This is a genomic window from Algisphaera agarilytica (genome assembly GCF_014207595.1).
Taxonomy (GTDB): Bacteria; Planctomycetota; Phycisphaerae; order Phycisphaerales; family Phycisphaeraceae; genus Algisphaera; species Algisphaera agarilytica.
The window spans coordinates 3,906,805-3,928,898 of record NZ_JACHGY010000001.1 but is presented as its reverse complement, the minus strand read 5'-3'; the positions used below and the strand labels follow the sequence as shown (position 1 = coordinate 3,928,898).

The window sequence follows — 22,094 nt, the reverse complement described above, 5'->3', positions numbered from 1 at the left end:
GAGGGCTTGGGAGTTGGGGGTTAGGGGCTTGGGTGAGCGGCGAGGCAGTTGTCAATGCGTTGCAACGTTTCGTCGCGGCCGAGGATTTCAAGGGTCGGGCCGATCTCGGGGGAGACGGCGTTGCCGGTGAGGGCGACCCGCAGCGGCTGGGCGACGCCGCCCATGTTCTTCAGCTCCAACGTCTGCCAGAGCTCATCCAGCGACGCGTGGATCGGCTCGGCCTTCCATTCGGGCAACGCGGCCAGTGTCTCACGCACCTTCGCAAGGGATTTTAGGCCCTCGCCTTCGTTCTTGGTGAGGTTCTTCTTCACCGCCTTGGGTACGTACGCGGCCGGCGCTTCAACGAAAAACTTGCCGAGCTCGGCCGGGTCGCTGAGGGTCTTGCTGCGTTCTTTGTAGGCCATCGCGAAGACGCCGAAGCCATCACCCAATTTTTCGATGTAGTTCGGGAAATACGCCTCGAAGTGGGCCTTGAGCGTGGCGATCCACTCGTCCTCGGGCATCTGCAGGAACGTGTCCTGGCTGAACGCGGCGAGCTTGTCGCGGTCGAATTTGGAATTGCTCTTGCCGATACGGTCGAAGTCGAAGTGCTCGCAGAGGTAGTGGAGGTCGAACCGTTCGAGGTCGTTGCCGGGGTTCCAACCGAGCAGGGCGAGGTAGTTCAGCAGCACCGGCACGGTGTAGCCGCTGCGGCGGAAGTCATCGACGTAGATCTCGGGGAGCTCCAGGCCATTCGCCTCCGCGATCGCGGTGGCGATGTCCAGGTCGTCGTTGTCCTTGCCCATGAACGCATCGAACCGCGAGGCGTCGATCGATTCGGGCGTGGGCCACGCGTTCTGCTTGGCGGCTTGCCGGGCGAGCTTGGCCTTGTCCCGCTTCGACATCTTCGACCCATCGGGGTTCATGATGCTCGGCGTGTGGCACCAAACGGGCCGAGGCTCGCCGAGGGCGTCGTAGAGCGCCGCGTGCTTGGTGGTGTTGCTCAGGTGTTCCTGGCCACGGATGACGTGGGTCACGCCCATGTCGGCATCATCGACCACCACGGCGAGGTGGAACGTCGGGAAGCCGTCCGCCTTCTGGATGACGAAGTCTTCGAGGTCTTTTTCTTCCACCGCGATGTGGCCAAACACTGCGTCGTCGAACGCGACGGGCTTGTCCATGCGGAAGCGGACCGCGCCGTCGTCCTCGTAGGTCAGGCCCGCAGCTTTGAGCTTGTCGAGGGCGGTGTTGTAGAGGTCCAGCCGTTCGGATTGACGGGGGATCGCATCGTGGTTGTCGCCGCGCAGTCCGAGCCATTCGAGGTCGCGGAGGATGTTCTGCTCGGCCTGCTTGGAGGATCGTTTCTGGTCGGTGTCCTCGAAACGCAGGAGGAAGCTCCCGCCGTGGCGCTTGGCGTAGGCCCAGGCGAAGAGCGCGGTGCGGGCCCCGCCGATGTGGAGCTCGCCGGTGGGCGAGGGGGCGAATCGCGTGATGACGTTTTGAGTTGGGTCGCTCATGGGGCGGGCGATTGTACCGCCCTGCGGAATCAGCGTCGGGCCCGCCGGCGGGCCACGACGCCAAGCGCCCCGAGGACCAGCAGCGCCGACGACGGCTCGGGCACCGCGAGGATGGCGGTCGAGTTCCCCAGAGTCACGTCCCCGCCCACCAGGGCCCGGCCGGTGAGCTCAGAAAAGGTGCCGAGCTCCAGGTCGCCGTCGGGCACAAGCACCGTGCCGTAGAAATCGCTGTTCAGCGTGAGCGACCCTTCGGCCTCCAGCGTGATCAGCTCGGCCAGCGCCGGGTCGGGCATCAAACCCGTAAACAGGTCGACGCCATTGATGCTCTGAATCAGGTCCAGGGTCGTGTCCATAGAATCGATGTTGATGAAGATCTCGCCCCCGCTGGTGTCGAAGGCGAGCTCGTTGAGGTTAAAGCTCGAGACGATGTCGGCAAAGACGTAGGTGCCGGCGCTCAGACTGACGGTGTTGCCCGAATCGAAATTAAGGCTGCCGTACGTGCCGGGCGCGAGCGTGATGTCTTCGAACGTAGTGAGGTTGATATCGACGATGCCCGCCGACAACCCGCTGCTCGGGGCCAGGTCCGGGGCGGCGAACGGCGTGGGGGTGACCGGGCCGCCGGGCGCTGTCGTGCCCGTCACGTCGGCAAAGGTCCCGAGCGTCAGCGTGCCGCCGTGCGTGACGTTGCCGTTTACGGTGCCATCGACCGCGACGTCTCCGCCCGCCGCGACGTTGCCGTTGATCACGCCGAACGAGAACGTCTGGCTGAAGTTGCCCCCGGCAGAGACGTCGCCGTTGACCGTGGTGCTGCCGCCGATGGTGATGCTGCCCGTCGCGCTGGTCACCGGGCCGTCGAGGACCGAGCCCGGGCCGCCGACGCCCGAGATCGATCCGTTGAAGAAGATCTCGCCGCGGGAGTTGTCGAACCCATCGCTGGTAAGGGCACCCTCGCCGTAGATCGAATCCACGTCTAGGGAGCCGGTGACATCGCCTACCGCGACGACCGCGCCGCCCTCGACCGAGGCGAAACTACCGAGATCCAGCGTGCCTCCGGCGTAGAGGCTCACCCCGTCGAGATCGAGAGTGAAGGTTTGGCCGATGCTTGAAAACGACAGGCTCAGCGCACAAGCCACTGCGGAAGCCCGGAACACGATTGAAAGCACACTCATCTCAGCCCTCTGGAAACAACAAAAAAGATCCCGTGGAATTGCCGGGCGTTTGCTCAGAATGAACACCATACACGCTGGGCTGGATGCATCCAACAATTCCCCGCGAACTCTTCTAAAATCCCGAGCATGTCTGAGACCAACTCAACCCAGCCCTCCCATTTTATTGTTCAAGAGATCGAAGCCGACCTCGCGGCCGGCAAGGTCGGCCACGTCCACACCCGCTTCCCCCCCGAGCCCAACGGCTACCTGCACATCGGCCACGCCAAGGCGATCTGCATCGTGTTCGGCCTGGCGGACCAGTTCGAGGGGCAGTGCAACCTCCGGCTCGATGACACCAACCCCGCCAAGGAAGAGCAGGAGTACATCGACTCGATCAAGGAAGATGTGCAGTGGTTAGGTTTTGACTGGGCGAACCTCTGCCACGCCTCGGACTACTTCGATCAGCTCTACGACTGGGCGGTCGCGCTGGTGAAAGCGGGCTATGCGTACGTCGACGATCAGACGGCCGACGAGATCCGGGAGAACCGCGGGACGCTGAATACGCCCGGCACGAACTCGCCGTTCCGTGACCGCCCCGCCGAGGAATCGCTGGACCTGCTGGCCCGGATGAAGGCGGGCGAATTCGACGAGGGCTCACGCGTCCTCCGCGCCAAGGTCGACATGGCCTCGCCCAACATCGTGATGCGCGACCCGGCGATGTACCGCATCCTCAAGCAGTCCCACCCCCGCACGGGCGACGCCTGGTGCATCTACCCCATGTACGACTGGGCCCACGGCCAGTCCGACTGGATCGAAGGCATCACCCACTCGCTCTGCTCGCTGGAGTTTAAGAACAACCGCGAGCTGTACGAATGGTTCATCGACAAGATCGCCGAGGTCTCGGGCCACCCCGAAGGCGTCGCCCACAAGACCCGGCAGATCGAGTTCGCCCGCGGCAACATCACCTACATGATCACCAGCAAGCGCAAGCTCCTGCAGCTGATCACCGACGGCCATGTCACCGGCTGGGACGACCCGCGGATGCCGACGATCCGCGGCATGCGTCGCCGGGGCTACACGCCTGCTGCGATCCGCCGGTTCTGGGACGAGGCGGGTGTGGCCAAGCGGGAGAATAACATCGAGTTCGCCAAGCTGGAGAACGTGCTGCGGTCGGACCTCAATGCGTTCGCCCAGCGGCGCATGGCCGTGGCCGACCCGATCAAGGTGACCATCACGAACTACCCGGATGATCAGGTCGAGATGTTCGACGCCCAGAACAACCCGGAGAACGAAGCGGATGGCACGCGTCAGGTGCCGTTCTCCAAGCACCTATACATCGAGCGTGACGACTACAAGCCCAACGCGAACCGCAAGTTCTTCCGCCTCACCGAGGGGCGCGAGGTGCGTCTGCGCTGGGCGTACTGGATCAAGTGCAACGAAGCGATCACCGACGCCGACGGCAACGTGACCGAGCTGCTGTGCACCTACGACCCCGACACCCGCGGCGGCGAGGACCCGCCGCCGGACGAAGAAGGCAACGTGCGTAAGGTCAAGGGCACGATCCACTGGGTTAGCCAGGCCCACGCGATCGACGCCGAGCTCCGGCTGTATGAACACCTGTTCACGAAAGAAGACCCCGAGGATGTTGAGGAAGGCCAGGATTGGCTGACCAACATCAATCCCGAGTCGCTGAAGGTCGTGACCGCGAAGGCCGAGCCCGCCTTGGCGGACGATCAGCCGGGGACGCCGCTGCAGTTTGAGCGCAACGCGTACTTCGTGCGGGACACCGAAGCGACCAACACCGACGGTCAGCCGGTGTTCAACCGCACCGTGACGCTGCGCGACACCTGGGCGAAGCAGCAGAAGAAGGGGTGAGACGTGAGGGATGCGGGGTGAGTGTGGCCGGGGCAGAGTCTTCGTTGCCCCGGAACGAGTGATAAAAGACTTACGCAACACCCGCACCTCCGGGGCTTCCCCGAGCGTCAGCCCCGGCCACCCGAACGCAATCGTGACGCGCTGTGCTTATCCTCGTCGCCGACGCAGAAGGCCCGCCCCAGCCGCAACCAGCAACATGGCCGTGGTCGGCTCGGGGACCTCGATCGGTGTGCCCGAGAGCACGCGGAGGTTGGAGAACACCGCGGTCGCGTCGCCGGCGGTCCACGCGGGCTGCCCGGAGAGGTTCTGGCTGCGGAGGAAGAACGAGAGCAAGAGCCCCTGATTGTCCCAATTGTTTTGCAGCCCGATGAAGGTGGACGCTGCGGCGCCGCTGCCGGGGGTGTTGGTCCCGGGGGTGGCGGAGAAGCTGGCGGTGATCGAGCCGGTGCTGGCGACGTAGGCGACAAACATGCTGCCGGTGGCGATGGGGGTGAAGCTGAGGATCGTTCCGCCCGCGGGGTTATCGTCGGTTCGTGCGGCGGTGACCAGCGAGCCGAAGGTGCTGGTGCCGCTCTTCTGGATCAGTGCGGTGAAACCCGCCGAGTCGGTGCCGTCGATGTCTTCCCCGACGCCGAAGCCGACCGCGAGGCCGCCCGAAGGCATCGGCGAGGATGCGAACGACAGGTCGTAGTCGACCGCGGCCACGAAGTCGCTGCCGGGGTCGAAGTAGAAGCCGGAGGTCGAGGTGGCGACGTCCTGGCCGTTGACGCTGGCGTAGCCGATGTCGGTGGCGATGGGGATCACGCCGTTGCCCGCGGTGAGCGTGGCCGCGCCCGTCGTGACCGAGCCGTTCATGAGCGGGTGGGAGGGGTCTTCAACCAGCGACCAGGTGGTCAGGTCGGTGATCTGGGCCGACGCGGCCGATGCGGACAGGCCCAAAGCCAAAGTCATGGCCTTACGGATTCTTTTCGATTTCATGATCCCCTCTCCTCTGCGACATGGGTTAGACGTGTCAGGTCCCTTGACCCGCACAAATTAACGCGCCCAGCCGCCGAAGCCAAGAAAACAATTTCCCCCGCCTCACCGGCGATCGGCATCGGCCGATAGCACGATTAAGGCCTTTTGTTTCACTTTGCCCTCCGGAGCTCTCGACATGCGTACGATTGCCGCTCGCCTCACCCTCGCCGCGCTGACCGTGGCGGCCGTGGGGTGCGATCCGTCTTCCCAATCGCCCGCCGAATCCAGCCAGACGGACCCGGCCACCTCCGCCGTGCAACCCGCCGTCGCCCCGCCGGAGGTTAGCCCCGAACAGGCCCGACACCAGGAACAACAGCAACGCTTGTCGATGCGGCTCACCGCGCTCGACTTCTTCGCCGAACGCATGTGGCCCGGCCACGACGGCGAGGCGGGGCTCAACTGGCTGCGCACCTCCGCCGCCGGGTCGGGCCTGGAACTGACGCGCGTCATGCCCGAGGTCGTGATCGAACGCCAAGGCGTCGCGGTCCGCCCCGCGATGATGCAGGCCGAGGGCGAGTGGGCCGATGTCGTGGGTTGGCTGCAGGCGATCGAAGCGTCGCCCCGCCGCCTAATCCTCCGGGAAGTCGAACTGCACACGCTGCGCAACCGCGTGGTCGCTCAGCTCAAAGTCGGCATCCTCCTCGATCGCCCGACCGGACTCACCGCCCTCGCGGAGATGAACGTCGCCGACCTGCGCAACGAAGAGCTCGAACTCGCGGTCTCGATGATCGAGGCTGAGTTGCGTGGCAAGAGCCAGACCCTTGAACAACTCGGGGCGGACGCATCGTGGTCGCAACCGATCGCCGAGCTGACCTCGCTGATGCCCGGCTCGGCCAAGCCGGTGAAGCTGTCGATCGCTCGCACCGGCAACGGCGAACGCGCCCAATCCTTCGACGGCACGTTCACCCTCGTCGTCCCCGATGCCGGCCTGGTACCCGACTACATCCGCACCATCCAGAAGCACCCCGGCTTCGCCGACGCCAACCTCGAATCGCTCCGCAACGCCGGGGCGGACTGGCAGCGTGCCGCGGTGACGTTCACCTTCACGGGTCAGGCCGAGCCCACTGATACGGCGGCTTTGGACGTCGCCGCCGCGGCCGAATAAACCCCTTGACGCTGCAAAATATGTTTGTATTTTGTACGGTATGCAAGGAAGCGACCCCGAGCGGGAACCGGACTACCGCGATGCTCTGCCCGACGGCCCCGCCCACCGGCGTGGCGCGGGCCTGAATCCGGGCAACCGGTTCGAGAAACACAACGTGCACGTGCTCGGCGACGCGATCGATGCGCAGCGGGCCGAGCGTGAGGCCGACGCGCAGGAAGCCGAGCGGGCCGGGCCCAGCGACAACCGCCACTCGGTAATCCGCCCCACCAACCCGGGCAACGCGGCGGACGCTCAGGACCAGGCGGTGCGGGTGCCGCTGCAGATCTTCCCCGACAAGACCCAGGCGATCATCAACCGCGTGAAGCAGACGTCGGACGTGCCGTTCGACTGGACGGTGAACCCGTACCGCGGCTGCGAGCACGGCTGCATCTACTGCTTCGCCCGGCCGTACCACGAGTACCTGGGCTTCTCGATGGGGCTGGACTTCGAAACCAAGATCATGGCCAAGCACGACGCGCCGGACCTGCTCAAACGTGAGCTCGCCCGCAAGGACTGGCCGGGCGAGCCGATCGTGATGTCGGCGATTACGGATATCTATCAGCCGATCGAAAAGGAACTGAAGATCGCACGCGGGTGCCTGGAGGTGATGGCCGACTGCATGCAGCCGGTGTCGACGATGACCAAGAACACCCTGGTGCTGCGCGACCTGGACCTTTGGCAGAAGCTGGGCGAGCGCAACGTGGGACGCGTCACGGTGACGCTGGTCACGCTCGACGATGAGTTGGCGACACGGCTTGAGCCGCGGGCCTCACCGCCGACCGCACGGCTGCGGGTGATCCAGAAGCTGACCGAGGCGGGCGTGCCGGTGAGCGTGAACATCGCGCCGGTGATCCCCGGGCTGACCGACACGGAGCTGCCCCGGCTGCTCGAGGCGATCGCCGACGCGGGGGCCAAGCGGGTGGCGTGGGTGCTGCTGCGGCTGCCCTACCAGCTCAAGGCGTTGTTCCTGGATTGGCTGCAACGCAACGTCCACCCCGAGCGGGCCAAGCACGTGGAATCGCTCATCCGCCAGGCCCGCGGCGGCAAGCTGTACGACACCGGCCCCATGGCCAAGCGGAACAAACTCGACGACCACACCGGCAAGATGGTGGCGAACCCGCGTGCCGCCTCACAGGAATCCCGCGACGGCGGCGTCACCCTCGGCACCCAATCCCAACGCCCGGCGATGCACTTCGTCGGCAAGTCCGGCATCCCCCAACGCCCCGCCCACGACCGCCGACGCGGCGCGGGCGTCCACGTCGAGCACCTCAAGCGCGTCTTCGACGTCTACTGCAGAAAGTACGGACTCAACCGCGACATCCGCCCCATCGCCCGCAAACACTTCCGCCGCCCCAACCTCGACGGGCAGCTCGGCCTGTTCGGTGAATAACCACAACTTGAAAGACGCCAAAACCGTTTAGCGGAAGACGCGAAGCGTCCCACTTACATGACAAATAAAGCGGGGCACTGCGTGCCGCCCGCTAAACACCGGCAGCACGATTCAGAATTGATCGATCAACAGCAGCGTTGACCACACCACCGGGAACGCACTGATCGCCACCGCCCACACGGCCAGGCGACGCCCGGCGTGGTTGGCGTGCCGGCTGATGTACTCACAGATCAGCACCACGCTCACCACGATCACAAACTTGTACAGGATGAGCCCGTGGAAGTCGGCCGGGCTCTGCAGAACCGCGTTGGCGATCGGGTTCACTTCGTACCCGCCCATGAGCAGGATGATGTAGGTCAGGATCAGGTCGAGTGCCGAGACGAAGACGAGCGCGAGATACGCGTACGGGAAGTGGACATTGCCTCGGGCCGGGTGAGACGCGGCAGCGGTTATGGGGGAAAGGCGAGGCAACTCGTGGGTCATGGTTGAATCCTTCACGGCAAGAACGCGCGGCGGAAGTAACAACCCTCTCTCACACAATTCTATCCACGCCGATCGGGCCGAGGAAGGAAAATCCAAACGCGGTTCTCAGCTGGAAAATTCATTCAGCGCCAACGCTTGGACAGGGTCTTGGCGTTGCAACACCTGCGTCAACGCATCGGTTTCGTCGTCGGGATCAAACGGCGCGGTGGCGAGACAGGTCAGCTTGCCGTCGAGTTGCAATGCCTGTCGGCCGTGGGCCGTCGCCATGCGCAGCAACAACGCCGGATCGGTTTGGTCGCGTTGATACAGCCGACGCATCTGCGGCAGGATGCCGAGCGGTTGCGGTTCGTTGGCCGGCTGGCACACGATCGAGTCCGTGCCGAGGCAGACGTTCACGCCGGCGTCGAGCATTTCGCGGTAGCGGTGGTTGTCGTGACCGAAGTATTCGCTGGCGATCGGGCAGTAGGCGACCGACGCCCCCGTCTCGGCGAGCAGCGCGATGTCGTCGTCGCTGACGTAGTTGCAGTGCGCAAGCAGCCACGGCGCCCGCCGCAGATACGGCTCCATCCAACGCACGGGCGACAGGCCGTCGCCGTACCGCGATGCAAAGTCGGGCGACCACTTGCCCAATGACTGGAGCAAATCCAGAAACGGGCCGTCCCCCTCGGCAATGAAACGCCGCTCGTCGTGTGTCTCGGCGAGGTGGCAGCTCACCGGCCGACCCGAGGCACACGCCGCGTCGAACAATGCCGGGCCCGCGGAGTACGGCGCGTGCGGCTGAAAACCGTCGGCGGGCTCACCCAGACGGGCCAGCGCCTCGGCGTCCCAGGGCGTTCCCATCCCGAAGAGCTCGATGAAACTCACGCCGTCGAGCCCCCCGGCCCGCCGGGCCTCGGCTACCGCGTCGAACCGGGTGATGTCACCGATCGCCTGCACGCCCGCCGCCCGCGACTGCTCGGCACCCAGGGCGGCCGCCGCGGCAAACCATTCCGGGTCGGGCGACTTCGCGAACGCCTCGCCCTCGCCCGGCCAATGCTCCCGCAACATCGCCACCCAGCCCACGAAGTCTCCGCCGTAGGGCTGCGGACCGATCGAGGTCAGCTCGAGGTGGGCGTGGACATTGATGAACCCCGGCATGACCAACCGGTCCGGCAGATCGATCACCCGGGGTGGCCTGTCGCCTGCAAACCCGCAAATGACATTCGGTTCGCCGGCGATCGCCACCCGGCCCGCGGACACCAAGATCGCTGCGGGACGTGCGTTCGCGGCTCGGCGGTGGGCCTCTGGGAACGCTTCCGGTATGGTTGAAACGATGGTCGCGGATGCATCGAAACCCGCGATGGCTCCCGCACGGATCAGCGTGACATCTTCGAAAGGGCTGCCAGAGGGCTCGGGTTCAGAACGGTTCATCGCGGATATCTCACTCGATCTAGCATAGCACTCCGGCATCGCCCGCCGATAACCGCCCACGGCTTCATAAAAAGCCTCCCCCCGGACACGCCCGCACGGCGACCGTGTTAAACTGCAAAGATTGCACAACGGTGCGCTTTTTGCAGATCTCAACAGGGACCCACGAATATGAAATCTCGCCTGACCCTCTCCGCGCTCGCGATCGCTCTGCCCGCCCTCTTCTCCATCGGGTGCGTGAGCGACAGTGCGGTCGCCAACTACCGCGCCCAGTACCGCGTGGCTCAAGAACAGATCCTCGACCTCCAGGCCCAGCTCGAAGACAAGGACCGCCAGATCGAGCTGCTCCGCGGCGCGAAGAACCCCAACGCCGACCTCCAGGCCCAGCTCGCCGACGCCCTGGCCGACCGTGCCGCGTTGGAAGCCGCCGTGGCCAAGCTCAAGGACCAGCTCTCCCGTGCCGGCACCACCCCGATCCCCGTGGAACTGGCCGACGAACTGGCTCGCCTGGCCGAGGCCAACCCCGACCTGATGAGCTACAACGAGAAGACCGGCGCGATCCGCTTCCGCAGCGACGTGACCTTCGGCTCCGGTAAAGCAGAACTGCGTGAACAAGCCGCCCCGATCGTGGAACGGCTCGCTCAGGTGCTCAGCTCGCCGGTCGCTTCGCAGTACGAAGTGCGTGTCGTGGGCCACACCGACAACGTGCCGATCAAGAACGCTTTCGTGAAGCAGCAGTTCGGCGACAACTGGGGCCTGTCCACCGCCCGCGCCGTCGCGGTCATGAAGGGCTTCCGCTCGGCCGGCATCCCCGAGTCGCGCATGAGCGTGGCCGGCTACGGCGAGTTCCGCCCGGTTGAGCCCAACGGCCCGCGTGGCTCGGAAGCCAACCGCCGTGTCGAGATCTACCTCGTCGCCATGCCCGGCGATGAAGCCGAGGCCGAAGCCGCTCCCGCCGCCGAAGCCGCGCCGAGCAACACGCTCGCCCCGGCAGACACCGTCGTACCGATGAAGTCGCCCAAGCCCGCCGACGAAGGCCCCGAGCTCTACAAATAGGGCTCGGCCCGGCGGCCCGACGCGCCGCCCGACAACCCCGCCCCACCACCCGCGTGCGACCCACGCGGGTCTTTTTTTCGACTCACCCCGCCAACGGATACTGAATCCCACCCGATGGACTTCGCCCAACTCCCCCTTGCCGAACCGATCCTCCAGGCCGTCGCCGACTGCGGTTACGTCACCGCCTCGCCGATCCAGGCCCAGACGATCCCCCACACGCTCGAGGGGCGTGATGTGCTCGGCTGCGCCCAGACCGGCACCGGCAAAACCGCCGCGTTTGCCCTGCCCACGCTCCACCGCATGCACACCGAGAAACGCCCGTCCGGCAAGCGATTGCCACGCTGCCTCGTGCTCGCGCCGACCCGCGAGTTGGCCGGGCAGATCGCCCAGAGCTTCCAGGACTACGGCCAGCGAATCGACCTCGCCAGCGTGCTCGTCTACGGCGGTGTGAACCAGAACCCGCAGATCACCAAGCTCAACCGCGGCGTCGACCTGATCATCGCCACGCCCGGCCGACTGATCGACCTGATGGAGCAGGGCCACGTCGACCTGTCGCGGGTGCAGACGTTCATCCTCGACGAGGCCGACCGGATGCTCGACATGGGATTCATCCCCGACATCCGCAAGATCAACAAGAAGGTGCCCAAGGACCGCCAGACGCTGCTGTTCTCCGCGACGATGCCGCCCGCGATCGAGAAGCTCGCCAACGATTTGCTGCGCAACCCGGTGAAGATCAGCACCGCCCCGCAGTCCACCACGGCCGACCGGGTCGAGCAGGCGGTGTACTTCGTCGACAAGGGCCACAAGCCGCAGATGCTCGCGCACCTCCTGGGCAAGCACTCGGTCTCGCGGGCCATCGTGTTCACCCGCACCAAGTACGGGGCGGACAAGCTCGTACGTCGTCTGAAGAAGTTCAAATTCCCCGCCGAGGCGATCCACGGCAACAAAACCCAGAACGCCCGCCTCCGCAGCCTCGAACGTTTCAAGTCCGGGCAGTGCCATGTTCTCGTCGCGACCGACATCGCCTCCCGCGGGATCGACGTCGACAACGTGTCGCACGTGTTCAATTACGACTTGCCGGACGACCCCGAGTCGTACGTGCACCGCATCGGTCGCACGGCTCGGGCCGGGGCCTCGGGCATGGCGATCGCGTTCTGCGACAAGCTCGAGCGGGCCAACCTGACCGCGGTGCAGCGGACCATCAAGATGAAGCTGCCGGTGCTGACCGACTTCCCGGATGACATCCCCGAGGGTGAAGCCGCGAAGCTGCCCGATGACACGCCATCCCCCAAGCGTCAGCAGCGCGGCCAGAACCAGGGCCAAGGCAAGCCTCGGCGAGGCGGCGGTGGTGTTCAAGGACAGGCCAAGTTGTCCAAATCCAGCAAGAAACCCAAACGCCGCTTCCAACCCCGCGGCAAGCCCGGCCAAGGCGCTGCCCAAGGCGGCTCCGGCGGCGGACGCGGCAAGGGCAAAGGCAAACCCGGCGGCCGTTCGGGGGGCAATTCCGGCGGCGGTAAACCCCGGCGGCGCGGCCCGAAGTCTGGATAGCTGTTTATAACCCCTCCCCCACCGGGGGAGGTGGCGGGTGGAACCCGTCGGAGGGGGAACGCGAATCCACATTGGTGTCGGGCCTATCGCGACACCGTGTGCCCTCACCCCAACCCTCTCCCGGCGGGAGAGGGAGTAAAACCCGCAGCCGTCTCTCCCTAAACGGCGCTAAATGCTGTTATCCCGAACATGCAACCCGGCCGTTTGACATGCGGCGGGGCTTAGCTACTCTATGTGGCCCGGCCCTAAGCAAGCCGGGCACGTTCGCTGAAACGACCTCGTTTTCAGCCGACGTTCCCCCTAGGGGGTGTAGCTCAATTGGTTAGAGCATCGGACTGTCGATCCGAAGGTTGCGGGTTCGAGCCCCGTCACCCTCGCTTACAGAAGACCCCGCTGACGCAAGTCAACGGGGTTTTTTGTTGGACATATTTTGGGGTCGATGAAAGAGCGAGCGCTCGCCGATCGGCTCAGGCCCCACGCCGCGAAGGACGACGAAACCCGAGCAAACCGAGCATAGCCAATCCCGTCGCAGGCTCGGGGATGATCGAGAGTGTGCCGGTGCCGGCGATGGCTCCGAAGTTGTCTTGCCAGACGGTGTAGTCAGCGGCATCCACGATGCCGTTGCCGTTGCCATCCGCGTCGAGGGCGATCGTCGAGCCGAAGCTGTCCTGCCACACCGTGTAGTCCGCCGCGTCCACCACCCCGTTGCCGTTGTAGTCGCCGGCGAGGATCAGGGCACGCTCGAGCTCGGGGTAGAGGAACTGGCGGCCGCCGAAGTCGTCGTTTTGTAGCTCGGCGTAGCCCTGGCTGAAGAAGACCGAGGGGATGTTGCTCTCCATCAAGATGTCCACGCCGGGGGCGTCCACGCCCTGGCTGCTGTTGGGCACGGTGTAGAGCGAGAGCCCGGCCGAGTCGGCGGGGTTCAGCGGGTTGACGAGGTCCGCCCAGCTGTCGGTGAGCGTGGCGGTGGGGTTGTTCGGGTCGTAGTTGTTGTCGATGAAGCCGTTGCTTCCCGGGAAGTCGACGTCGCCGAGCCCGATGGCGTGGCCGATCTCGTGGGTGAGGATGACCTCGAAGTCGGACAAGGACCACCACGTCACGTTGGTGTTCATGTCGACGTCCGCCCCGGCGATCGCGAAGCCGCCGTAGCCGGTCGTGCCGGAGGTGAGGGTCAATCCCTGGTTGAGCGAGATCGAGTTGAAGTAGGCCTGGCCTCGTTGGCCGGTGCCGATGTTCTTGCCGAACAGGTCGATCTCTGAACCCAGCCGCACGTAGTTGTCCACACCGTCGTCGACCGCGGTGTTCAGGTCGGCCTGAAACGAGAGCTGGGTGCCGAAGCCCGATACGGGGTCGACTTTGGTCCAGGCATTGAACGCCCGATCCACCGCGTCGGTAAACGCCTGGGTCGACGGCGTGATGCGCCACGAAAACAAGTCGCGGTACGCCGCGTAAGAGCCGCCCTGGAGCGAGTACCGGAGGCCGCCCGCCAGCGACCGCTCAAGCGTGGTGCCGTTGCGCACGAAGTTGGTTTGGACCGCGTTCCACCGCGAGCCGTCGTCCAGCACGCCGTCCGCCGACGAGCCGTCCCGATTCAGGCTGAACACCACGGCCCCCTGAGCCGAGGGCACGCCGACACCGATCCCGAGCAGTCCGCCAACCAACGCCAACGCACCGCCCCGTAAACCTTTAGCCATCATGTACATCTTTCCTCCAGATTCGATCGATCCCCGTACTGAAACTATCGATGCCCCAAGCTAACGCGATCCATGACGCATGACAAGGTTTCATCGGGGCAAACACCCCTGTACCGATGAGGAATTCTCTCCCCATTCGTGCCCCCAACCGAAGGGGCGCACCTCTTTTTCCGTGCGTGAAGCCGTGGCACTGAGTATGGTGTTTAATGACAATTCTTTTCCGATCGGCCGGGGGCGTTTCCGGGGGTGTCTGGGAACGCGGGGCCGACCGTTTTCAGGCAGGTCTGCGCGATGTTGGCTCAGGTTCATAGTTTTGTGTTGCAGGGGATCGACCCGCTGGCGTGCGAGGTCGAGGTGGATGTCGCTGAGAGTGGCTTTCCCAAGACCACGATCGTCGGGCTGCCCGACACCGCGGTGAAAGAATCCATCGAGCGGGTGCGGTCGGCGATCGTGAATTCGGGGTACCCGTTTCCGATGGCGCGGTTGTTGGTGAATCTTGCGCCGGCGGACATCGCCAAGTCGGGGCCGGTGTATGACCTGCCGATTGCGGTGGGGTTGCTGCTCGCGGCACAGGTGGTGCAGACCCAGCGTCACAAGCGGCTGTTGTTCGCCGGGGAGCTGGCGTTGGACGGGCGTGTTCGGCCGATCAATGGGGTCATCAACCTCGCGATCCTGGCGAAGAAGCTGGGCGTGGAAGGCGTGGTTGTGCCGGTGGACAACGCCGAGGAAGCGCGGGCGGTGGACGGGATCGAGGTGTACCCGGTGGATGCGTTGTCGAGCGTGGTGGGGTTTCTGAACGGGACGTTCGACATCGAGCCTTTGGGGCCGGTGGCGGTCGAGCATGAACTCGCACGTGCAAACGCCGCGATCGACTTCGCGGATGTGCGCGGGCAGGAGGCGGTGAAGCGGGCGCTGACCATCGCGGCGGCGGGCGGGCACAACCTCATGCTATTGGCGCTAATTTAACCAAATGACATCACGCCTCATTAAAGTCCTTCCACAGCCCCGCGATGTTTGGCAGCGTTTTTTCTACCGTCTTGCCTACCGTGGTATATCCGGTGGCTAGCCCACCCGGCGGCACTAGGTCCACCCGCTCACCGGTTTTGAAGTGCACGCGGTAGAAGCGGCCCTCTTTGCTCATCCGGCGGTCCAATACATAACGCTCAAATTTGGCCCACCGTTTATTCGTTGGCCTGGGGCCGAGCGTGTCGTCGTATGCCGCATCCAGCGTTTCGATTATGGTGTCGACATCCGCGTCCCACCACCGCTTCGCGGGAACACGTCGCCGTCGCCCACGCTTGCCCGGCACCGGCTCACCCCGTTCTATTTGGCAGTGAGTCGCGGGCTCCGCCACCTTGGGGAAGCCGTGGGGGAACACCTCGATGCAGTCAATAAACGTTCGGAGGTGGGCGGATAGTTTGGCCCGCATGTCTGCCGCTTCGTCGTCTTCGATGGCGTCGATCAAGTCGGCCACTCCACGCTGCCAACACCGCATGTTTTTTGTTCCGTTTTCCAGCTTCACTAGCTGCCGCATCACCTCTGCCGTGGTGTCTTCTAGTTCGTTTGCACGCTCCGCCAGGGTTGCCCGCATCCGTTGGTAATCATCACGCGTCTCGGGGCAGTTCGTACGGCCCAGTTGATCTAGGAAGTTTTTTCGTCTTTGTTTTATACCCTGCAATTCCGCCAGTTCGCCATCCCGCTGCTTCCGTAGTGCCGCAGCCTTCGCCGCGTGTTCATCGGCGGCGGGCAGCACTTGGGCCGGGTCTAGGTACACGCATCCCCGCAACAATACATCCACAACCTCCGCATACCGTACAGTTCCCGCAACACACCCAAGGCCGCGTTTGGCGTTACTGCATTTCAGCCTAGCGGCGTCTCTTGCGTGGGGAGGCTTGTAATACATAGCCCCACTGCAATACCCGCACTTGATGATGTGTGTGAATACATTCCACTTCTTCCCATTCCGACCTCCCTTGCCTCGGTTGCCGGCAAGCTGAGACTGAACGGCATAGAAGGTGTCCGGATCAACGATGACGGGAAAGTAACCCGGGATCGGTGCCTCCACGGGGCGTCGTTTGCCATCCGCCCCACGGCGGTAACGTTGTAACTCGCCAATGACGGCAGGGTTGCTCCAAATCTTCCGTATATAGCCAACTCCCCACCCCTTCGGCCGCTGCCATGTTGCCCCACCGATTTTGGCGTTAAGCGTCTTCTCAATTTTGTGTTGGCTAAGCCCGTCCAGTTTCATTTGGTAAATGCGTTGGATTGTCTCCCTTGCACCGGGTACCTCTACAAACTCATCGGTCTCCTTGTCTAGCCATAGCCATGCTGGACAGCGAGCAGTCACTTTCTTACCGCATGTGCGTGCCTTCTTAAATTTGTTATCAAACGCCGCTCGAACCCGCTCACTCTTATGCTTCGACTCTTGGTAGGCACGGGTGATCTCGGCGATAAGGCCATGGATTTGGCCGTTTGTTGCTGCTTCACGGTCGTAACGAGCAATCTGCGTCTGGATAGTTATGCCGTGTTTTAATAGGCCAAAACAAATCATCTCCAATGCGGTAAAGGGCTCCAGCCGTGTCAGCCGGTCGATGCTCTCAACCAACAAGATGCTGCCGGTGGGGATGCGGCCATGTTCAACGTGATCTAGGAACTGTCCTAGTTTTCCATCCTTACCCCGGTGTTCGTCCTTGTAGGCACTACACGCATCATCTAGGAGCTTGAGTTCGTCGTCCAACACGTACGTGGGATGGGCCGCCATAAATCTGTCACGCCATTCGTTCTGGCGGCGTTCGCTATCACGACCTTCCTTGCCCTGTGCTTCTGTGCTGAAGCGAATGTATGAATACACCCGTGTCGGTTCTGTCTCGGTTGCCATGGGCCCCTCGACCTTTCCCCCTTGACCAATGGGTTAAAAGACGGGGTGGCGTAGCATGCGGTCAAGGGGGTTACATGCCCGGTGTGGGGGATCAAACCCACGCCGTCGCCACCCCGTGGGGTGGTGTTCTAAAAAACCGGTGGCGGCGTACCGCCCGTGGACCCCGTGATTGATCCGGGGAAGGAGTGAGCGGCCAGGCGGACAAGTGCCGGATGCCGCCACCGGCTTCGTGCTTACAGCGTGCTCGGCAACGGGAGTAGCCCGTCGTTGCCGCGTGCCGCGTTTGTCGTGGTGGTCTGGGGGCTTTGGTGCTGCTGGCCAACCTCGCCCGTGTCGGGGCGTTTGTCGCCGTTGCCGGTAAAGTTCATCACCGGCAGTTGCAGCATGTCGTCCACATCATCCGCCCCGCACGCCGGGGGGCGTGGGTCCGGGTTACCAAAGTTCATAACCGGTAGTGGCAAACCGTCGTCGTAAAACATCATGGGTATATTCCTAGTGGTAGTGTTCATACGTTGATCCCTTCGAGTTCTTTGCGTCGCCGCTCACGTTCCGCTGCGTGGTCCGCCTCCATCTGCTGGTAGCGGGCCTCCTCCTCGCGGGTGCGGCCGGTGCGGGCATACCGCTCGGCTTCCTCGGCTTCCGCCAACGCCTCACGGGCCGTCGTAATCTCGGCCTTCAGGCTTTTCAGTTCCGCCATGCACTCCTCATGGTCGTACTGGCTGGCGTTTTCCGTGTAGAGCGTTTTCTTATCGTCAAACGTCCGCACAAGGCGGTTGACGATGGTGCGGTGGTAATGGGCGATGAGTCGGCACCGCTCGGCTTCGTCCCGGGGCGGCTCGCACAGGGCACCCATGGGGTTCAGCTCGCGGCGTGCACCATCGGGGAAATAGAGCCAAGCCTCATCGCGTTCGCCGCCGGGGCCATGCTGGGCGTCAAAACGGGCTACTCGTTGGCCGGGTGTCAGGTCTTCGATCATGGTGGGACTCCATTGGGGTTAGATGGCCAACGCCCCAACAAGGCGGGCCGGGGTAGCGGCGGTGGTGGCTACGCCCGCAACGGCGTTAGCCAGGTCGTCGTGGCCGCCCGGGGGGTGGTCGATGATGTCGCGGCCCCCCGCACGGGTTCGCCGCTCAAGGTTGCAAAGCTGCTCGGCCAGCACGGGGTTGGCGGGCAGCGTGATAAGGCCGGAGGTGAGCCGGGGCAGAAATTCCATGTAGAGCCCGGACTTTGGAAGCGGGGCACGTTTGTAGGTGATGCCGTTGGCACGGAACGCACCGGCGACAAACTCGGCCGCGTAGTTGTCGCCGGTGCAACGCCGTATGCCGTAACGCCGTAGCTCAGCGGCCATGTCCTCAATAACCGTGGTGGGGTTGTGCGGGGGCCGCCACTGGCGGGCGTAGTCGATGATGACCCGCTCACCCTCCTTGTGGGCGATGGCCAACGCCGCGTCGTCGTTGCGGCCCCCGCTCAGGTCGGCAAACGCGGTGTAGGCGGTGTGGGGCCGGGGCAATCGCTCGGGTGTTCCCGCGTCGGTGGCGGCTTCAACCACGCTGCGGTCCACGTATGCGGCCACGTCGTCGCGGAACTCGGCGAGGTATTCACTCTTGGCCGCTGCGTAGTCTTCTCGCAACGCATCATCCACCACCTTCTGCGGGAGGGTGGGGTTCATCGTGCGACTTGGGGCCTGCCAAATGAGGGCGGCCGAGCATGTGCGGGCATGGCTTCCGTGGTAGGTGCGGTAGGCATACCAACACCAACCCTTCCGTGCGTACGGGCTGGTGATTGCAATCAACTTCCCCTGCGTGGTGGCAAGGCTAGGCCGTAGGGCACGCACCAACTCCGTGTCGTTCACCTTCGCCGTGTCTTCATATTGGAAGAACGCGGCTTCATCGATGATGGCGGCAAGGAGCGTGTAGCCACGAACCTTCCGGTAATCACCGGCCATGATCTCGATCCGCGTACCATCGTGTAGGGTGAAGCCTTCGGCCGTTTCGGTTGCAAGCTCACCCTGTAGGAGGGGTAGATCGAAGATCGCCCGGAGATAGCCTTTTACGATCCGGCCCTGCTTCATGGTGGGGGCCAGCACCGGCACCACGCCAACCTCGCCGGGGGCCAGCTTCTTTTGGTGCCCCGCCAATACGGCCTCATACGCGGCAATCACGGCGGCGATGCGGCTCTTGCCGGAGCGGCGGCCGGTAAGGAATAGGCCCACGTCGTAGGGGGCGTATGTGTTAATCACACTCGGGCTATGCCCGGTGGCCTGGGCGGCGAGGCGGGCACCGTGTTTACCTTTGCCTGGGATGTGGTAGAGCGAACGCAATGCCGCAAGCCACGGTTGCCAACTCCGGAGGTTTCCATCCGGGGCAAGCCAATGCCGGAATAGTTGCGGGTCTTTGATGGCTTCGATGATGTTCACGCGGCTACCTCCTCGGCTTCGGCCTGCCGCTCGCGGATGTAGTCCTTGAGGCCGCCCGCCTTCTTCACGTGGCGTTCAAGGCCAAGGGCTTTGAGTAAGCCGAGGAGAGCGTTGCTCATCTGCGTGTAGACCCCGGCGTCGAACTTGCCCGTGGCCACCGCCTCACACTCCATTGTTTCGAGGCACACGCACATAAACACCGCACGCTGGCAAAGGATGTCGCGTTGGCGGCTCACGGCCCCCGCGTCCGCCTTTAGCGTCATGTACCGGTCGCGGATGTTTGGGGCGGTGCCGGTGCGACCATCTAGGTCATCCCAAAACATGGGTTTGAAGGTCGCAGTGATGTCTTTGCGTTTGGTGGGCATGATCATTTGCCTATCTATGCCCGAACGTTGGGGCATCGGCGGCCTATTGGTGCGGTATCGCCGCGAGCTTACGGGAGGTCGCATGGGGTGTAGAGTCCCTAGCCAACCTTTCTTAGGTATCGATTTACGGTCGTCCGGCTCACGCCAAGAGCCGTTGCAATCTCCTCCTGCGTTAGCCCCCGGTCGCGTAGCTCGGCGGCACGGGTGGGCTTCGCCTTAGTGGTGCCGGGTACGCGTCCTTGGTATACGCCTCGCTGCTTTGCTGCCTCAATTCCTACCCTCTGTCGCTCCCGCATCGTCTCTAATTCCATCTCGGCCACGGCAAACAGCACCCCGGCTATCAGGCGGCCGGTCGCACCGCTAAGGTCAAGCTGTTGGCTAATTGAAACAACGCGTACGCCCGCGTCACACCAGTTGGCAAGGAGGTTGATTCCGTCACGCTGTTTGCGGCTTAGGCGATCTAAACGCCATGTCACCACCATCTCGTGCTCGCCCCTAAAGATGGCGGCCTGTAGTTGGTCTAACGCGGGACGGGTGGTTGTCGTCCCTGTGTAGCGTTCCACGTGCCAAGTGACCATGAGTATGTCGTGACCATGATTTTTGAGCCACGCGGTTATCGCCTCGCGTTGGCCCGCTTCGTTCTGCCCGGTGGTGCTCACGCGGATATAAACCGCAACCTTCTTTTGCATGGCATTACCTCGTGGTTAGGGGTGTGCCGGTAAGGGTACGGGTGTGGTGTTACTTGATGTAAGGGCGCAGCGGCGGCTCTAGGGGCGTTTTTTTGGCTTAATCGCCTCGCACCCTAAACGTACATTCAATCCGTATGCGTATGCGGGCCGGGGGTAGGGGGTGCGTCGGGGCTGGGGTGTGTACTACGCCCTCGGGCTGCTCGCTTGGCCTCTCTCGGGATTTACCTCTTCGAGTGCCCACATGCATTCCGGGTTCCCATAAGGGGGCGGGACAAGGGCCTTCACAGCGTCGCCTACGGTGTCCCACCCGGAGGCTTGCAGGTTCCATACGTAGATTTCTTCCACAATGAAACTCACTGCCGTAGCCACTCTTCGCCTCACGGCTTCTTCGTTGGGATCGCTATGATTCAACTTCCGCATCAGGTGGTAGCTCCGGCGGAGCATGGCCAAATAATCATCGAAAGTCTGAATCTTGTGCTCTTCGTACTCGTCATATTCACTGTCACCACGTCTCATCGTCTGTCTCCTTGTTAGGGTGTCTCTCGGCGGGCATAACACACCCGCCATATACAGATTCGATGTGAGTCGAAGTTTCCTTTTTCTGATTTCAATGTTTTGGGCATCATTTCGGCACGTAACCCCATACTGTGGCTCGCGGTAAAAAAGTTTTCACTAATTTGGAAAAATCTAGCGCCGACGCGATAGCAAGCCGCAAAATCATCCCTCGTTTCACTTGTATTTCGCGGTGATGGGTGGAGGTTGCCCCGGCAATGGTCGCTTTGTTAGGGGTCGCGTTCTCTCGTGGGCCTGTCGGCCACCTGCCGCGTCGGTCCCCGGCTTGGGCTCGCGGGCCGTCTAGTTGATAAGAGGGGTGTAAGGGCATGCAGGGGGATGACATTCCCCGCCGCGGGGCGGGGCATGGCCGGTGCTAACAATGGTGTCAGGAGAGGTGATTAACCTAGCAAGATTAGTTCTGTTTCCGCCACTCCCACGGCGGCATCGGGTCCGGATCACGCCATAGGCCTCGGCGTTTCTTCCTCGCAGTTTCTTCGGCTTCGGCCAGTTCGGGGTCGTCACTATAGGCGGTGTAGTGCCAGGCCATGCCCGCCGCGACCATAGCGAGATTGATGTCGCGGGTCTTGCCTCTCACTTTCACGTACACCCTGCCGATCTTGCGTTGGTAGCGGTCGGTATCGGTAACAACGACGGCAACATCCTCGCCAAATACTTGATCGGACAATGCCTTCTTAGCTTGCGTACCAAATGCCTGCCCCGTCTCGGGGGCGTCTATGCCTTCAAGGCGGATTTTTACTTCTTCTTTATCAATCAGGATGGTAATCGTGTCGCCGTCACTCACGCCCACGACACGGCCGGTCAGAGTGTCGGCCTGAGTCGAGGTAGATAACAAGAAGGCAAACGCAAATGCGGCGTATCTGAGCATCACGTAATTGTAACCGGGTGTTGCGGCCCGCCGTGCCGGGGCGTTTG

Annotated in this window: 19 protein-coding genes and 1 tRNA gene; 7 read left to right on the top strand and 13 right to left on the bottom strand. The window is 63.4% G+C overall.

The features are described 5' to 3' along the window. Positions 1-20: 20 nt before the first annotated feature. Positions 21-1,496, bottom strand: coding sequence for a glutamate--tRNA ligase (locus HNQ40_RS17040; RefSeq protein ID WP_184679017.1), 1,476 nt, complete (start codon positions 1,494-1,496; stop codon positions 21-23). A gap of 29 nt (positions 1,497-1,525) precedes the next feature. Further along, complete coding sequence (locus tag HNQ40_RS17035) at positions 1,526-2,665, bottom strand: PEP-CTERM sorting domain-containing protein (protein WP_184679016.1); 1,140 nt, start codon at positions 2,663-2,665, stop codon at positions 1,526-1,528. Between the two features lie 126 nt (positions 2,666-2,791). On the opposite strand from HNQ40_RS17035, the gene HNQ40_RS17030 reads away from it, so the two are divergent. Next, positions 2,792-4,519, top strand: a complete 1,728-nt coding sequence (locus HNQ40_RS17030) for a glutamine--tRNA ligase/YqeY domain fusion protein (protein ID WP_184679015.1) — start codon at positions 2,792-2,794, stop codon at positions 4,517-4,519. A gap of 147 nt (positions 4,520-4,666) precedes the next feature. Here HNQ40_RS17030 and HNQ40_RS17025 read toward each other — a convergent pair whose 3' ends face one another. Then, a complete protein-coding gene (locus HNQ40_RS17025) occupies positions 4,667-5,497 on the bottom strand; it encodes a PEP-CTERM sorting domain-containing protein (protein ID WP_184679014.1) in 831 nt (276 codons plus the stop codon). Between the two features lie 175 nt (positions 5,498-5,672). Here HNQ40_RS17025 and HNQ40_RS17020 point away from each other — a divergent pair, with 175 nt between their 5' ends. Beyond that, the gene (locus tag HNQ40_RS17020; RefSeq protein ID WP_184679013.1) at positions 5,673-6,641 is read left to right on the top strand and encodes a hypothetical protein; all 969 of its coding nucleotides are present in this window, start codon (positions 5,673-5,675) and stop codon (positions 6,639-6,641) included. A 40-nt stretch (positions 6,642-6,681) separates the two neighbouring features. Next, positions 6,682-8,070, top strand: a complete 1,389-nt coding sequence (locus HNQ40_RS17015) for a radical SAM protein (RefSeq protein ID WP_184679012.1) — start codon at positions 6,682-6,684, stop codon at positions 8,068-8,070. 111 nt (positions 8,071-8,181) lie between these two features. Here the strand turns inward: HNQ40_RS17015 and HNQ40_RS17010 are convergent, their stop codons facing one another. Further along, positions 8,182-8,553 carry a DUF5658 family protein gene (locus HNQ40_RS17010; protein ID WP_184679011.1) on the bottom strand — a complete coding sequence of 124 codons (372 nt, stop codon included), beginning with the start codon at positions 8,551-8,553 and terminating at the stop codon, positions 8,182-8,184. Positions 8,554-8,658: 105 nt separating this feature from the next. Next, entirely contained in the window at positions 8,659-9,963 is a 1,305-nt protein-coding gene (locus HNQ40_RS17005; protein ID WP_184679010.1) for an amidohydrolase family protein, read from the bottom strand. Between the two features lie 168 nt (positions 9,964-10,131). Here HNQ40_RS17005 and HNQ40_RS17000 point away from each other — a divergent pair, with 168 nt between their 5' ends. From HNQ40_RS17000 to HNQ40_RS16990, 3 genes are all read left to right on the top strand, one after another. Beyond that, complete coding sequence (locus HNQ40_RS17000) at positions 10,132-11,016, top strand: OmpA/MotB family protein (protein WP_184679009.1); 885 nt, start codon at positions 10,132-10,134, stop codon at positions 11,014-11,016. Positions 11,017-11,130: 114 nt separating this feature from the next. Continuing rightward, on the top strand, positions 11,131-12,564 hold the full coding sequence (locus HNQ40_RS16995; RefSeq protein ID WP_184679008.1) for a DEAD/DEAH box helicase: 1,434 nt from the start codon (positions 11,131-11,133) through the stop codon (positions 12,562-12,564). A gap of 303 nt (positions 12,565-12,867) precedes the next feature. Further along, positions 12,868-12,941 (top strand) — tRNA-Asp (locus HNQ40_RS16990). Positions 12,942-13,031: 90 nt separating this feature from the next. Here the strand turns inward: HNQ40_RS16990 and HNQ40_RS16985 are convergent. Continuing rightward, the gene (locus tag HNQ40_RS16985) at positions 13,032-14,258 is read right to left on the bottom strand and encodes a M57 family metalloprotease (protein WP_184679007.1); all 1,227 of its coding nucleotides are present in this window, start codon (positions 14,256-14,258) and stop codon (positions 13,032-13,034) included. Between the two features lie 246 nt (positions 14,259-14,504). Between HNQ40_RS16985 and HNQ40_RS16980 the strand changes: the two genes are divergently transcribed. Next, complete coding sequence (locus HNQ40_RS16980; RefSeq protein WP_184679006.1) at positions 14,505-15,224, top strand: magnesium chelatase domain-containing protein; 720 nt, start codon at positions 14,505-14,507, stop codon at positions 15,222-15,224. Between the two features lie 10 nt (positions 15,225-15,234). Here HNQ40_RS16980 and HNQ40_RS16975 read toward each other — a convergent pair whose 3' ends face one another. The 7 genes from HNQ40_RS16975 to HNQ40_RS16940 form a co-directional block, all read right to left on the bottom strand. Then, complete coding sequence (locus tag HNQ40_RS16975; protein ID WP_184679005.1) at positions 15,235-17,136, bottom strand: recombinase family protein; 1,902 nt, start codon at positions 17,134-17,136, stop codon at positions 15,235-15,237. A gap of 233 nt (positions 17,137-17,369) precedes the next feature. Then, on the bottom strand, positions 17,370-17,618 hold the full coding sequence (locus HNQ40_RS16970; RefSeq protein ID WP_221435604.1) for a hypothetical protein: 249 nt from the start codon (positions 17,616-17,618) through the stop codon (positions 17,370-17,372). Positions 17,619-17,641: 23 nt separating this feature from the next. Beyond that, positions 17,642-18,112, bottom strand: a complete 471-nt coding sequence (locus tag HNQ40_RS16965; RefSeq protein WP_184679003.1) for a hypothetical protein — start codon at positions 18,110-18,112, stop codon at positions 17,642-17,644. 18 nt (positions 18,113-18,130) lie between these two features. Next, the gene (locus tag HNQ40_RS16960; RefSeq protein WP_221435603.1) at positions 18,131-19,375 is read right to left on the bottom strand and encodes a hypothetical protein; all 1,245 of its coding nucleotides are present in this window, start codon (positions 19,373-19,375) and stop codon (positions 18,131-18,133) included. Positions 19,376-19,548: 173 nt separating this feature from the next. Further along, the gene (locus tag HNQ40_RS16955; RefSeq protein WP_184679001.1) at positions 19,549-19,917 is read right to left on the bottom strand and encodes a hypothetical protein; all 369 of its coding nucleotides are present in this window, start codon (positions 19,915-19,917) and stop codon (positions 19,549-19,551) included. A 98-nt stretch (positions 19,918-20,015) separates the two neighbouring features. After that, the gene (locus HNQ40_RS16950; RefSeq protein WP_184679000.1) at positions 20,016-20,606 is read right to left on the bottom strand and encodes a recombinase family protein; all 591 of its coding nucleotides are present in this window, start codon (positions 20,604-20,606) and stop codon (positions 20,016-20,018) included. 967 nt (positions 20,607-21,573) lie between these two features. Then, positions 21,574-22,047 carry a thermonuclease family protein gene (locus tag HNQ40_RS16940; RefSeq protein ID WP_184678998.1) on the bottom strand — a complete coding sequence of 158 codons (474 nt, stop codon included), beginning with the start codon at positions 22,045-22,047 and terminating at the stop codon, positions 21,574-21,576. Positions 22,048-22,094 lie beyond the last annotated feature (47 nt).